Origin of the sequence: Kribbella steppae (assembly GCF_004342025.1) — a bacterium.
In the GTDB taxonomy this organism is placed as follows: Bacteria; Actinomycetota; Actinomycetes; order Propionibacteriales; family Kribbellaceae; genus Kribbella; species Kribbella steppae.
Genome location: NZ_SLWN01000005.1, coordinates 332,197 through 344,353 on the forward strand (window position 1 = coordinate 332,197; position 12,157 = coordinate 344,353).

General features: G+C 68.2%; 14 protein-coding genes. 3 read left to right on the forward strand and 11 right to left on the reverse strand.

From position 1 onward, the window contains the following. Nucleotides 1–101: 101 nt before the first annotated feature. The 4 genes from hpt to dacB form a co-directional block, all read right to left on the reverse strand. Nucleotides 102–653, reverse strand: a complete 552-nt coding sequence (gene hpt / locus EV652_RS16440) for a hypoxanthine phosphoribosyltransferase (protein WP_132209999.1) — start codon at nt 651–653, stop codon at nt 102–104. A 5-nt stretch (nt 654–658) separates the two neighbouring features. Continuing rightward, a complete protein-coding gene (tilS, locus tag EV652_RS16445) occupies nt 659–1,630 on the reverse strand; it encodes a tRNA lysidine(34) synthetase TilS (RefSeq protein WP_242001810.1) in 972 nt (323 codons plus the stop codon). Nucleotides 1,631–1,694: 64 nt separating this feature from the next. Then, nucleotides 1,695–2,789 (reverse strand): zinc-dependent metalloprotease, encoded by a 1,095-nt coding sequence (locus EV652_RS16450; protein ID WP_132210001.1) that lies wholly within the window; start codon nt 2,787–2,789, stop codon nt 1,695–1,697. A gap of 40 nt (nt 2,790–2,829) precedes the next feature. After that, nucleotides 2,830–4,194, reverse strand: coding sequence for a D-alanyl-D-alanine carboxypeptidase/D-alanyl-D-alanine endopeptidase (gene dacB, locus EV652_RS16455; protein WP_132210002.1), 1,365 nt, complete (start codon nt 4,192–4,194; stop codon nt 2,830–2,832). A gap of 50 nt (nt 4,195–4,244) precedes the next feature. Here dacB and EV652_RS16460 point away from each other — a divergent pair, with 50 nt between their 5' ends. Beyond that, complete coding sequence (locus EV652_RS16460) at nt 4,245–4,733, forward strand: inorganic diphosphatase (RefSeq protein ID WP_132210003.1); 489 nt, start codon at nt 4,245–4,247, stop codon at nt 4,731–4,733. A gap of 22 nt (nt 4,734–4,755) precedes the next feature. On the opposite strand, the gene EV652_RS16465 is transcribed toward EV652_RS16460, so the two are convergent. The 5 genes from EV652_RS16465 to EV652_RS16485 all read right to left on the reverse strand — a co-directional run bounded on the left by EV652_RS16465 (nt 4,756) and on the right by EV652_RS16485 (nt 9,013). Continuing rightward, entirely contained in the window at nt 4,756–4,938 is a 183-nt protein-coding gene (locus tag EV652_RS16465; protein ID WP_132210004.1) for a hypothetical protein, read from the reverse strand. Between the two features lie 45 nt (nt 4,939–4,983). Continuing rightward, nucleotides 4,984–6,378 (reverse strand): C40 family peptidase, encoded by a 1,395-nt coding sequence (locus tag EV652_RS16470; RefSeq protein WP_132210005.1) that lies wholly within the window; start codon nt 6,376–6,378, stop codon nt 4,984–4,986. 264 nt (nt 6,379–6,642) lie between these two features. Beyond that, nucleotides 6,643–7,464 carry an endonuclease/exonuclease/phosphatase family protein gene (locus EV652_RS16475; protein ID WP_132210006.1) on the reverse strand — a complete coding sequence of 274 codons (822 nt, stop codon included), beginning with the start codon at nt 7,462–7,464 and terminating at the stop codon, nt 6,643–6,645. Nucleotides 7,465–7,527: 63 nt separating this feature from the next. After that, a complete protein-coding gene (locus EV652_RS16480; RefSeq protein ID WP_132210007.1) occupies nt 7,528–8,598 on the reverse strand; it encodes an oxidoreductase in 1,071 nt (356 codons plus the stop codon). A 22-nt stretch (nt 8,599–8,620) separates the two neighbouring features. Further along, on the reverse strand, nt 8,621–9,013 hold the full coding sequence (locus tag EV652_RS16485; RefSeq protein WP_132210008.1) for an RICIN domain-containing protein: 393 nt from the start codon (nt 9,011–9,013) through the stop codon (nt 8,621–8,623). 299 nt (nt 9,014–9,312) lie between these two features. Between EV652_RS16485 and EV652_RS16490 the strand changes: the two genes are divergently transcribed. Beyond that, the gene (locus EV652_RS16490) at nt 9,313–10,197 is read left to right on the forward strand and encodes a bile acid:sodium symporter family protein (protein WP_132210009.1); all 885 of its coding nucleotides are present in this window, start codon (nt 9,313–9,315) and stop codon (nt 10,195–10,197) included. On the opposite strand, the gene EV652_RS16495 is transcribed toward EV652_RS16490, so the two are convergent. After that, the gene (locus EV652_RS16495) at nt 10,173–11,018 is read right to left on the reverse strand and encodes a helix-turn-helix transcriptional regulator (RefSeq protein ID WP_132210010.1); all 846 of its coding nucleotides are present in this window, start codon (nt 11,016–11,018) and stop codon (nt 10,173–10,175) included. The two genes, EV652_RS16490 and EV652_RS16495, sit on opposite strands and share 25 nt — an antisense overlap. A gap of 99 nt (nt 11,019–11,117) precedes the next feature. Here EV652_RS16495 and EV652_RS16500 point away from each other — a divergent pair, with 99 nt between their 5' ends. Further along, nucleotides 11,118–11,861, forward strand: coding sequence for an SDR family oxidoreductase (locus tag EV652_RS16500; protein ID WP_132210011.1), 744 nt, complete (start codon nt 11,118–11,120; stop codon nt 11,859–11,861). On the opposite strand, the gene EV652_RS16505 is transcribed toward EV652_RS16500, so the two are convergent. After that, on the reverse strand, nt 11,858–12,154 hold the full coding sequence (locus EV652_RS16505; protein ID WP_132210012.1) for a thiamine-binding protein: 297 nt from the start codon (nt 12,152–12,154) through the stop codon (nt 11,858–11,860). The genes EV652_RS16500 and EV652_RS16505 overlap by 4 nt on opposite strands. Nucleotides 12,155–12,157 lie beyond the last annotated feature (3 nt).

A 12,157-nucleotide genomic window follows, 5' to 3' on the forward strand; every position in this document is an offset into this window, starting at 1 on the left:
GTCACCAAGTCTGCCCCGGGGACGGCGCCCAAGCACCCCTCCAGCCGGAATTGGCCCGGCCGGCCCGGTCCCGATTGCCCGGATCCGGGCAATAGCGAGGCTCAGGAGTACACGTGCGGTGCGAGGGTGGCGACGCAGCGCAGGTTCCGGTACTTCTCCGCGTAGTCGAGCCCGTACCCGACGACGAACTCGTCCGGCAGCTCGAGGCCGACGTACTTCACCGGGACCGCCATCTTGGCCGCGTCCGGCTTCACGAACGCGGTGCACAGCTCCAGCGAGGCGGGTTTGCGTGACTCCAGGTTGCTGACCAGCCAGCTCAGCGTCAGACCGGTGTCGATGATGTCCTCGACGATCAGCACGTGCCGGTTGGTGATGTCGGTGTCCAGGTCCTTCTGGATCCGGACCACACCGGACGACTTGGTGCCCGATCCGTACGACGAGATGGCCATCCAGTCCATCTCGATGTGCCGGCTGAACGAGCGGGCCAGATCGGCCATCACCATCACCGCGCCGCGCAGGACGCCGACGATGAGGAGGTCCTTGCCCTCGTAGTCCTGCTCGATCCGGCCGGCCAGCTCCCGCAGTTTCGCCAGGATCTGGTCCTCGGTGTAATGGATCTTGCTCAGGTCCTTCTCGATGTCCGACGCATCCACGCGCATCAGCCTGTCACATCCGGGCCTAGGACGATGAATCCACCCCGCCGGGCCGCCCGGACGCCTTGCGGCAGGTCGATCCATCGCTGCCCGCGCCAAGCGGTCACCAGTGTGTCGACGGCCGCGATGTGCCCGGCGGTGAGGTCCGTGGCCCGGCACCCGGCTTCCAACGCGGCCTGCCGGAGCACCCTGGTCCGTACGGCGTCAGGCTCGACCGCGAGCGTGGCCACGTCGCAGTGCACCTCATTGTCAGCACGACGTACTGCGGTCTCCGCGAGGTCAGCCGCGAGCATGTCGAGCGCATCCGCATCAGCCCTGAGCAGTCCCGCCGTACGGGCCAATGCTTCGAGCACACCGGGCCCGAGCGCCTCCTCGAGCACCGGGAGCACCTCATGACGTACCCGGACCCGCATGAACTGCGGATCGTCGTTGTGCGGGTCGTGCCAGGGCCGCAGCCCTGACGCCACACAAGCGGCGGCTGTCGTGGCGCGTGGCAGCTCCAGGAACGGTCGACGCAGCAGTCCGGCGACGGCAGCCATCCCAGCGAGCGAGCGGGCGCCTGAGCCCCGGGCAAGCCCTAGCAATACAGTCTCGGCCTGGTCGTCCCGAGTGTGAGCCACCAGTACGACGTCCGCCCCGAACTCATCGGCCGCGTCGCGCAGAGCGTCGTACCGGGCCGCCCGGGCGGCTCCCTCAGGACCGCCCTCGTTGCCGACCTCCACCGCCCGCACCTGCACCGGGTCGAGGCCCAGCGACCGGCACTGCTCGGCAGCGATCTCTGCAGTCTGGGTGGAGTCAGCCTGGAGTCCGTGGTCGACGATGATGGCACCGGAACGCAGCTTGAGCTTCGGCGCCTCGAACGCGGTCGCGGCGGCCAGGGCCAGGGAGTCCGTGCCGCCGGAACAAGCAACCAGAACGGTCGTCCCCTGGGGCAACTCGGACAGCGTGCTGCGCACTGCTTCCCGCGTGCGCGCCACGGCGGGATGCAGCTTCCCCCGCCGGTGTTCCACCAACTCCTCGGCCGCCCACCTGGCCGGTGGCTTAGCCGTGGAGTCGGGAGACCCAGGCATCCGGGTTCGCGATCTCGTGCTTGGTGGGCAGGGTGTTCGGCCCGGTCCACACCCGGTTGAAGCCGTCCATGCCGACCTGGTCGACCACTCGGCGGACGAACGCGGCGCCGTCCTTGTACTGCCGCAGCTTGGCGTCCAGACCGAGCAGTCGCTTCAGCAACTGGTCGACCGGGTTGCCACTCTGCCGGCGCGACGTGAATTTGGACCGGATGGTGTCCACGGTCGGGATCACCGACGGCCCGACCCCGTCCATCACGAAGTCCGCGTGCCCCTCCAGCAACGACATGACCGCCGTCAGCCGGTCCAGCACGGCCCGCTGCTCAGGGGACTGCATCAGGTCGACCAGGCTCAGCTCGGCCTCACCCCGCACCGACCGTCCCAGCCGCTGCACGGCCTCCCGGAACATCGCCGCGTACGCCGATGCGTCCAGCTCGGCCTGGTCGAGGAACAGCGCGATCTCCGACCGCAAGTGGTCCCGCAACCACGGCACGGCGGTGAACTGCACCCGGTGCGTCTCCTCGTGCAGACACACCCACAACCTGAAGTCCCGCGGTACGACGCCCAGCTCGGACTCCACGTGCATCACATTGGGCGCGACCAGCAGGAGCCGGCCGGTCAGACCAGGACGGTCCGGATCCGGCTCGGACGGATAGAACGGGTCGAACTGACCCAGCACCCGGGAGGACAGGAACGCGAGCAGCGCACCCGCCTCGATGGCCGTCACCCGGGAGCCGACTGCGGACGACAGGCCGCCGGTCCGCTCGGCCTTCTCACGCAGCTTGTCCGCCAGCGGCTGCAGAACAGTCCGGAAGCCGTCCGCGTTCGCCTGCACCCAGCCGGGCCGGTCCACGATCACCACCGGAGCGGTGGCCGAAGTGGCCTGCAGCCCGGTGAACTCCCGCACGTGGTGCTCGGAGTCGGCCGCGAACTGACGCAGCTCGGCGACCACCTGATCCGCCTCGGCGCGGCTGACCGCCGGGCCGGGCCGGAGCAACTTGCGAGCCACTCCGGTCGCCAACTGCCAGTCGACCATCTCCGCCGCTGTCGGGCCTTCCGCCGTACTCATGAGTCGACCCTAGTCGCATGTCCCAACATGCGCCTGCCGTTCATACCGCGCAGCCGCAATTGGCCAGCGCCGCGGCGGCTCTGTCGAGGGCTGCACGGGCAGCCAGCGTCTTGGGAACCGGCACGCTGTCAGTCGCCACCGCGAATACCAGGAGCGTGCCAGTGCGGTCACGGACCAGCCCGGCCAGGCTGTGGACCCCGGTGAGCGTGCCGGTCTTCGCACGGACCAGTCCGGTACCCCCACCAGTTCCAGGACTGGCGAAGCGGTCCTCGAGGCTGCCTGTGAACCCAGCGACCGGCAGACCGGTGAGCAGGTGCCGCAACTCAGGGTGGTCGTCAGACGCGGCTACCCGGACCGCACCGGCCAGCACGTCGAGCGGAACGCGGTTCGTCCGAGACAGCCCACTCCCGTCCTCGATCGTGGCCTTGCTGACATCCAGACCGAGCTTGGTGAGTGTCGCCTTCACTCCCTTGACCCCACCGACGTACGAGCCGCCGTTCTTGGTCGCCAGGCCGACGTGCCGCAGCATGACCTCGGCACCGTCGTTGTCGCTGTGCAGGTTCACGTACTCGACGATCTCGCCGACGCTCGGCGACGCCACCTGCGCGACGGCCTTGGCGGCAGTGGGCGCGACTGCCGGCTTGGGAATGCCCGTCACTTTGATCCCGGCAGCCTTCAGTTGCAACACGAACGCGGCGGCCGCCGCCTGCGCGGGCGAGGGTGCCCGCTTGGCCATGCCCGGAGCCAGGCGTCCCTCATTCACCCACAGCGCGGAGGTCGGCGCCGCGATGCCCTCGGGGACGTACTTCGACTCCCAGTCCGCGTTGATCGCCGGCCCGCTGAACAGCGAGGCGTCGTACCCGAGAGTGACGCTGCTGATGCCCTGCGCCTTCAGGGCCTTCGCAGTACTGGCTGCGAGGACCTGCAGCGACGCCCGCGTCGGGTAGTCGGTGGGATCGGTCTGCCGCTTGACGGTGAGCAGGGGGTCGCCGCCACCGACCAGGATGATGGCGCCCTTTGCGGCACTGACCACCTTCGTGCTGAACGTGTGGTCCGCTCCGAGCGTCTCCAGCGCCGACACCGTCGTCAGCAGCTTCAGCGTGGACGCAGGCACGTACGGCGTCGAGGCACCGACCGAGAACACCGGCTTGCCGCGCGAGGCGTCGTACACGTAGATGCCGCGGTGCTTGCCGAGCGCCGGGTCGCTGATGATCGGTGCCAGCACCTTCTGTACGCCGGCTGCCGTCGGTGCGACGCCCTCGGCCTTTGCCGGGGCCAGCACTGCCGGCGCCTGGACCTGTGCGGCCTGCAGGGATCCGGGTACGGCGTCTGCCCCGCTCACCAGGCTCACGCAGAGCGCTGTGGCGAGCAGCGTGACGAACACCGCACGAGGAGGACGGACCACCGGGCTGCTCCTGTCATTCGGTCGGTCGGAACCGTGACAGTATCTGCCGTATGGAGTTCGACGTCTTCATCGAGATCCCCAAGGGCACCCGCAACAAGTACGAGCTGGACCACAAGACGAACCGGCTGAGGCTCGACCGCACCCTGTTCACGGCCACTCAGTACCCGTCCGACTACGGGTTCATCGAGGACACCCTGGGCCAGGACGGCGACCCGCTGGACGCTCTCGTCCTGCTGACGGAGCCGACCTTTCCGGGCTGCCTGATCCGCGCCCGAGCGATCGGCATGTTCCGGATGACCGACGAGAAGGGCCCGGACGACAAGGTCCTCTGCGTCCCGGCCGGTGACCCGCGGCAGGAGCACCTCCGCGACATCCACCACGTGCCGGAGTTCGACCGGCTGGAGATCCAGCACTTCTTCGAGGTCTACAAGGACCTCGAGCCGGGCAAGTCCGTCGAGGGCGCCACCTGGGTCGGCCGGACCGACGCCGAGACCGAGATCAGCGCCTCCTTCGAGCGCCTCAAGACCGAGGGCCACTGACCCCCGGACCGTTCGGGCGCGCCTACCAGCCGATCAGCGAGTAGGGCGCGTTCGGTGCCCCGTTGCGCGCGCCGTCGGCACTCGACGGCGCGCTGGGAACAGTCGACTCCACGCGTACCTCCTCGGCCCCGGCCGTACGCCGGCCGGCCGGTCTGACCCGGGACATCGCGGACGCGATCATCGCCCGGCCGCGCAAGGGTTTCATCGCTGACACCGTTCCACTCGAGCATCCGTTGCCGGAGGCAATGACTCAGGGGCGGCCGAAGAAGTCCGGCGGCTCCCAGTAGTACACGCTGGCGATCTGCACCGGCTGGCCGGTACGCGGCGCATGCACCATCCGGCCGTCACCGAGGTACATGGCGACGTGGTGGATCGTGCCCGGATTGTCCGGGTCCGTCGACCAGAAGATCAGGTCGCCGGGCCGCAGCTCGTCCTCGTCGATGTGCCGGACCTGCTCGTACTGCGCGACGCTGTAGTGCGGCAGGTAGACGCCGGCCTTCGCCCAGGCAGCCTGGGTCAGGCCGGAGCAGTCCCACCGGCTCGGGCCTGTCCCGCCCCACAGGTACATGTCGCCGATCTGATCCAGCGCGAAGTCGATCGCAGCGCCGGCACCCTTTCGGGACGGGCGGTCGTCGTCCCGCGGCCGGTCCGGCTGCTTCTTCGGCGGCTTCTTCCCGGGGTTCTTCTTCTGCTCCTCGCGCCGCTCCCGCTCCTCGCGGGCCTTCTCGGCCGCATCCCGGGCCCGCTCGGCCGCTTCCCGGGCCCGCTCGGCGGCCTCCCGGGCAGCGATCCGGCGCTTCAGCTCGGCCGCCTTCCTCGCGGCGAGTGCGGCGGCTCGCTGGCGCGCAAGCTCCTCGAGTCCCCGCTGCCGCTGGGCGGCCACCTGGATCGACGTGTTCTGCAGTACGGCGAGCTGGGTGATCGCCTGTTTGCGCTGGACTCCCACCGCGGTGACCGCCGACGCCTGTGCCTGCTCTGCGGCCTCGGCCGCCTTCTTGGCCTTGGCCGCCTCGTCGGTCGCGTGCTTCACCCTGGTGACGGCCTGGTCAGCCTGCACCTTGAACAGGTTCGTCATCACCTGGGTCGCGGTGTAGCGCAGGTACGCGCCCTGCATCGCGGCCGACACCGAGCGAGACGCACCGGCCGAGTCGAGCAGCTCCTGCGGACCCTCCGCGGTGAACAGCGGCGCGAGTTTCGCCACATCGCCACCACCCTGGTACGACGCCGCGGCGAACCGGCCGATCTGCTGTCGCTGGGTCGCCAGCGTCTTCTGCGCCTTGGCCGCCCGGGCCGCCGCCTGGGCAGCCTCGGTCTTGGCCAACTGCAGCTTGTAGACGGCACCGTTGTAGGCCTCGTCGGCGATCCCCGACGCGACGCCGAGCTGCTCGAGCCTCGCGTTCGCGGCGGCCAGCTGGTTCTCGATCGCGGCCACCTGGCCGGCCTTCGCGGTGGCGGCCTGCTTGGCCCGCTCGACCGCGGCCTTGGACGGAATGACCGGCGGCTTCGGTTTGGCCTGCGCCGGGACCGGAATCACGGCCATCGAGCCGGCCAGACAGACCGCGAGCACACCGGAGAGCAGCGCTCTGCCGGCCTTCCCCGTGCTCGCGAGCCGCCGACCGGACGTGGCCCTCGAGGGCGTCCGCATCGGGTCGTTCCTTCCGCCGGTCACGAACCCCTTCCCAAAGGTTCGTGAACTTTTGGTCCTCCTGGACCTCATACGCGACACTAGTTGCCTGCAGCCCCATTGGGAACACCTTTCACACAAGTAACTTTGTTTCACCTGCGTGTCGGCTTGACAAACTACAAGCTTGTAATTCCGCACGGACGGTCATGGCGGAGCTGCGGGGAGCACACAAACGGCGCCCACCCGGCCTGAGCCGGAGGGCGCCGTTCGGCGCTTCAGGTGAGGTCAGCCGAGGATGTAGGAGGCGACCACCGGAAGGTGGTCGGAAGCGAGCGACACCGGCACCGATGCCTTCGTCGGGCTCAGCTTGGAGCTGTGCAGCAGGTAGTCGATCCGGGCCGTCGGGTTGTCCGCCTCGATCGTGTACCCAGGCCCGACCCCGACCTCCGGCCAGGTGTCGGTCAGCAGCGCGGTCAGCGTCTTGATCTCGGGGGTGTCCGGCCGGGCGTTCAGATCGCCCACCAGGAACGTCGGCGTCTTCGAGGTACCCAGCACCTCGACCACCTTCTGCGCCTGCTCCAGCCGCTCGGCGTTGTTGTTGTGGGTCAGGTGGGTGTTCGCGAACCGCAGGTCGGCGCCGCGCACCTTGACCGTCGCGACCGCCAGTCCGCGCTGCTCACCGGCCGGGTACTTCGGCAGCAGCGTGTTGGTGAAGTCCTTGATCGGGTACCGCGACAGGATCGCCGTACCGTACTGCCGGTTCGGCTCTCCCGGGTTCAACGGCGGCAGGTCGAGGTTGGCGGCGTACCCGTAGTGCATCTTCAGCCGCTTGGCGAACCAGGCCGGCTGGTCGACCCAGTTGCTCCGCTCGCTCCAGTGCCGGTCCACCTCCTGCAGCCCGACCACGTCCGCCCCGGACTTCTCGATCAGGACGGCGATCCGCTCCAGATCGAGTACGCCGTCGATGCCGGCACCGTGGTGGATGTTGTAGGTCATCACCGTCAGCGGACGACCCGGCAGATCAGCCTGGCTCAGTGGCTCGGCGGCTGCCGCCGTAGGTAGGAGCATCAACAGTCCCGCAATCGTTCCCAGCAACAGTTTGCGCATGCCCTCATCCTGTCGGGAGATGGGCGACTCTCGCACGGCGTACGAGTGTCGCCCACCTGAACATCAGCGTGTCAGCCGCGCGACCGCGCCCTTGGCACCGGAGGCCCAGCAGCCCGCGTTGACCCCGTGCCCGGCGCACTCGACGCTGTCGAAGCTGCCGTCGTAGAACTGCTTCCAGCTGCGCCCGCCGTCGTAGCTCACATCGCTCCCCGACGGGCCCACCGCGATCACCGTAGCGGGCGAGTTCGGGACGAACGCGGAACCACTCCGATACCCCTTCGGTGCCTTGTCGGCCGGAACCAGCTTCCAGCTGCGGCCACCGTCGTACGTGACGGATGCGGCCTTCACCGCCTCGGTCGGCTTCAGGAAGTCGCCGCCGACCGCAACTCCGAACAGGGAGCCGCGGAACGCGAGGCTGAAGATCCCGGCCGCCTCACCACTGGCCATCGGCGAGTCGGCAACGGTCCAGTGCTTGCCGCCGTCAACGGTCCGGAACACCCGAGGCCGGTCCCCGCCGCCGGTCGCGAACCACGCCGTACGGCCAGGTCCGGCGACCAGGCAGGTCCCGCTGGCCGCGAACGCGAACTCACCCGGCAGCGCGGCCGGCATCCCCGCCGTCGGCTGCACCTTCCACGACTTGCCACCGTCCGCCGTCGCCAGGATCCGGAACTTCCCGTCCACCGGGTCGCTCAACGCCAGCCCACGCTTGTTGTCGTAGAAGTCAAAGCAGTCGTAGAACGCGTTCGGGTCGGTGTTGCGGAACGTCTCGGTCCAGGACTTGCCACCATCCACAGTCCGGTAGACCCGCGAGTCCTCACCGTTCCCGATCGACAGCACCACCGCGCGCTGCGCATCGAACGCCTCGACGTCGCGGAACTGCACCGTCTCGGGCCCGGCCGGGCTGACGTTCTGCCAGCTCTTCCCACCGTCGACGGTCCGCAGCACCGTCCCAGCAGATCCGCCCACCCAGGCGACGTCCTTGCTGACCGCGGCCAGCCCGCGGAACTGCGCCGTACTCCCGGTCGGCGTCAGTTCCCACTGGTACGACGGCCGGCCGCTCGCCTGGGCGGGGACGAGCTGAGACATCAACAGCAGACCTCCTGCCGCAATCGCGGCCACACGCAGGATTCTCATGCCGGGCAACCTAGCCCATGAATCACATCGCGGTCAGCCGGAAAGATTGAGCAGAATTGCCGTTGCAGGTCAGTTGGACGAGTTGGGTGCTGTCGGCGGTCGATGCGTTGGGAACAGTCAGGCATTTGTTGCTCAGACGGCTGACGAAATGGAAGTGGCCATCGCCTTCCGGGACCGCTTTCCATTGCTGGTTGGTGCCACCGCCGTAGGTCCAGAGCTGAAGGCCGGCATCGTCGACCGAGGATCCTCCGGTCACGTCGATCGCCTTGGTCGCCACGTGGTCGGCGACCGGCCCCCAGGTGTTCGACTGGAATCGCCCGGTCCCGAGGAAGGTGTTGTTGAACCACGGCCAGCCGCCGCTCGAATCGTTGTACGCCGTCACGTGGAGACCGAAGAACGCACCACCGTTGTTCATGTACCGCTGGAACCCGGTCCGCTGTGCGGCGAGTCGTCGAGGAACATCACCACCTGGTACTGCGACGCACTCAGATTGTTGAGTTGGTCCCAGTTGTTCGTGGCCGTGTAGCTGAACCCGTTCTGCGCCCCGAACTGCGGGAACCGCTCCCCTCTGTCATCGGGAGTTACGCAATGAGATTTCAGAACTTAAATTAACTCATGGCCTAAGTGCGGTAAAGACTCCACCGGTCCCGGAACTCTTGCCGCCGACGCGCGCCGCTGTCACCCTGAGCCACCGACATTCGAAGGGGCCCGCAGATGGACGACTCCGTGCTCACCTCGGTGCTGCTGCCGATCGCACTGGCGATCATCATGCTCGGCCTCGGCCTGACGCTGACCGTCGCGGACTTCAGCCGGGTACTACGGATGCCCCGAGCGGTTCTGGTCGCGCTCGGCGTCCAGGTGATCCTGCTGCCGGTGATCTGCTTCGGACTGGTGAAGCTGTTCGGCCTGGCTCCGGCACTCGCCGTCGGCATGATGCTGCTGGCGGCCTCCCCGGGCGGTACGACGGCCAACCTGTTCAGCCACCTGGCCGGCGGTGACGTCGCCCTCAACGTCACCCTGACCGCGGTGAACTCAGTCCTCGCCGTGATCACCCTGCCGATCGTGGTCAACCTGTCCCTCGACTATTTCCTCGGCGACGGCCAGATCGGCCTGCAGCCGGCCAAGATGCTGCAGGTGTTCGCGATCGTGCTGGTCCCGGTCGCACTCGGCATGCTGTTACGGAACAAGCTGCCGGCCTTCGCGGAGCGGATGGTCCGGCCGGTGAAGATCGGCTCGATCCTCGTCCTAGCCCTGGTGATCTTCGCCGCGATCTACAGCGAGCGCGACAACGTGCTCGACTACATCGCGGCCGTGGGCGTGGTCGCCCTACTGCTGAACGTCATCAGCCTCGCCCTCGGGTACGTCGTACCGCGGCTGGCCAAACTGGGTGAGCGGCAGTCGATCGCCTGCTCGATGGAGATCGGCATCCACAACGCAACGCTGGCCCTCACCATCGCACTCAGCCCGACCCTGCTCGACAGCAGCGAGATGTCCATCCCGGTCGCCGTCTACGGCATCGTCATGTTCTTCCCGACCGGCATCTTCGCCTACTACCTCAGCCGTCGGACGACGGTTCAGCGCGCCGGATCGAGTGTCTGACTGCCCAGCACCGACAGCAGTTGCAGCTTCTCGGCGCTCTCACTGCCCGGGGCGGCGGTGAAGATCACCAGCGTCTGCTGCTGATCGCGGTTGTCGATGACCTCGCAGTACAGCTCGAGCTCGCCGACGGCCGGATGGTTGAACCGCTTGGTCCGGCTGTGGGCGACACCGATCTCGTGCGCGTCCCAGATCTCGGCGAACTCCGGACTGAGCTTCTGCAGTGCGCGGACCATCGAGGCGGCGTACGACTTGGGTCCATCGGCCGTCGCGACCGAGCGCAGCCACGACGCCAGCATCCGGCCGTGCGTCGACAACTCCGGTTCGCGATACAAACTGCGTGAGTCCGGATCGGCGAACCAGCGGTAGATCTCGCTGCGCGCCATGCCTTCGTAGTTGGTCTGCTCGCCGGCGAACGCGACATGGGCCGGCGTCTGCGCGAGCGTCTCGCCGCACCGGTTGAGAAGCATCGCGGGCGTGTCCTGCAGCCGGTCGAGAATCCGCAGCATCCCCGGGTCGACGTGACAGTTCCGGGTCATCCGCGGCGGCGTACCGTGGCCGGCCAGCACGAAGAGATGGTCGCGTTCCTCCAGCGTCAGCCGGAGTGCGCGGGCGATCGATGTCAGCATCTCCACCGACGGCTGCGGCCCGCGCCCGCCCTCGAGCCGGCTGTAGTAGTCGGTCGACATCGACGCCAGGACGGCGACCTCCTCGCGACGAAGGCCGGGCGTACGACGGCGGCGGCCGCGCGGCATCCCGACATCCTCGGGTTGCAGGGCCTCGCGTCGCTTGCGCAGAAAATCGGACAGGTCGCCGTACTCCATGACTCCAGTCTCCCGGACCCGGTGCCGTTATCCAGGGCTTGCCGAGCCCTGGATAGGCCGAGCCTGGTTACGCCGGATCGGCCGGCGAACCCTGGAGACATGAAAACGACTGGCAACACGATCTTCATGACCGGCGGCACCTCCGGGATCGGCCTCGGCCTGGCCCGGAAGCTCCGCGACCTCGGCAACACCGTGATCATCAGCGGCCGCCGCAAGGATCTGCTCGACCGGATCGCCGCCGAGGACGGCATCGAGGGGATCGCCCTCGACGTCGCCGACCCGGAGTCCATCACCGCCGCCGTCGAGACCGTCACCACGACGTACCCCGACCTCAACGTAGTCGTCACGATGGCCGGCGTCATGCGCGCCGAGGACCTGCACGACCCCGCTCACCTGGCGACGAGCGAGGAGATCATCGCCATCAACCTGCTCGGCACGATCCGCACCATCACCGCCTTCACGCCGTACCTGCTGAAGCAGCCGGACCCGGCCATCCTCACGGTCTCGTCCGGCCTGGCGTTCGTGCCGCTGGTGATCACCCCGACGTACAACGCCACCAAGGCCGCGATCCACAGCTACACGCAGAGCCTGCGACGACAGCTCGCGGACACCCCGCTCCAGGTGATCGAGGTGATCCCGCCCGCCGTTCAGACCGCGTTGCTGAACCAGGAGAACGACGAGCGGGCGATGCCGTTGGACGACTACCTGACCGAGACGGTCGAGCTGCTCCAGCAGCAGCCGGATGCCGAGGAGATCCTGGTCGACCGGGTCCGGTTCCTGCGCGACGCGGAGCGGGAGAACCGGTATGACGCCGTGATCGCCGCGCTCAATCCGTCGTACTAGCCAAGCGCGTCCTCGATGCGTTCGACCTTGGCGGTGAGCTGGCCGGTGTAGCCGGGGCGGATGTCCGCCTTGAGGACCAGACCGACCCGGGGCGAGACGGCGGCCACCACCTCAACAGCCTGCTTGACCACCGCCATCACCTCGTCCCACTCCCCCTCGATGTTGGTGAACATCGCGTTCGTCTCGTTCGGCAGCCCAGAGGCGCGCACCACGCGAACGGCCTCGGCCACCGCCTGGCTCACGCCTCCGGTCTCGTCACCACCGGAAGGGCTGATGCTGAATGCAACGATCATGCA

Bases quoted from the DNA above. Each gene is read 5' to 3' on its own strand.
- EV652_RS16465 (WP_132210004.1), bottom strand. From the start codon at position 4,938: ATGAAACCCTTGCGCGGCCGGGCGATGATCGCGTCCGCGATGTCCCGG.
- EV652_RS16490 (WP_132210009.1), top strand. From the start codon at position 9,313: ATGGACGACTCCGTGCTCACCTCGGTGCTGCTGCCGATCGCACTGGCG.
- EV652_RS16450 (WP_132210001.1), bottom strand. From the start codon at position 2,789: ATGAGTACGGCGGAAGGCCCGACAGCGGCGGAGATGGTCGACTGGCAG.
- EV652_RS16500 (WP_132210011.1), top strand. From the start codon at position 11,118: ATGAAAACGACTGGCAACACGATCTTCATGACCGGCGGCACCTCCGGG.
- EV652_RS16480 (WP_132210007.1), bottom strand. From the start codon at position 8,598: ATGAGAATCCTGCGTGTGGCCGCGATTGCGGCAGGAGGTCTGCTGTTG.
- EV652_RS16495 (WP_132210010.1), bottom strand. From the start codon at position 11,018: ATGGAGTACGGCGACCTGTCCGATTTTCTGCGCAAGCGACGCGAGGCC.
- EV652_RS16475 (WP_132210006.1), bottom strand. From the start codon at position 7,464: ATGCGCAAACTGTTGCTGGGAACGATTGCGGGACTGTTGATGCTCCTA.
- EV652_RS16470 (WP_132210005.1), bottom strand. From the start codon at position 6,378: ATGCGGACGCCCTCGAGGGCCACGTCCGGTCGGCGGCTCGCGAGCACG.
- EV652_RS16505 (WP_132210012.1), bottom strand. From the start codon at position 12,154: ATGATCGTTGCATTCAGCATCAGCCCTTCCGGTGGTGACGAGACCGGA.
- EV652_RS16460 (WP_132210003.1), top strand. From the start codon at position 4,245: ATGGAGTTCGACGTCTTCATCGAGATCCCCAAGGGCACCCGCAACAAG.
- EV652_RS16485 (WP_132210008.1), bottom strand. From the start codon at position 9,013: ATGAACAACGGTGGTGCGTTCTTCGGTCTCCACGTGACGGCGTACAAC.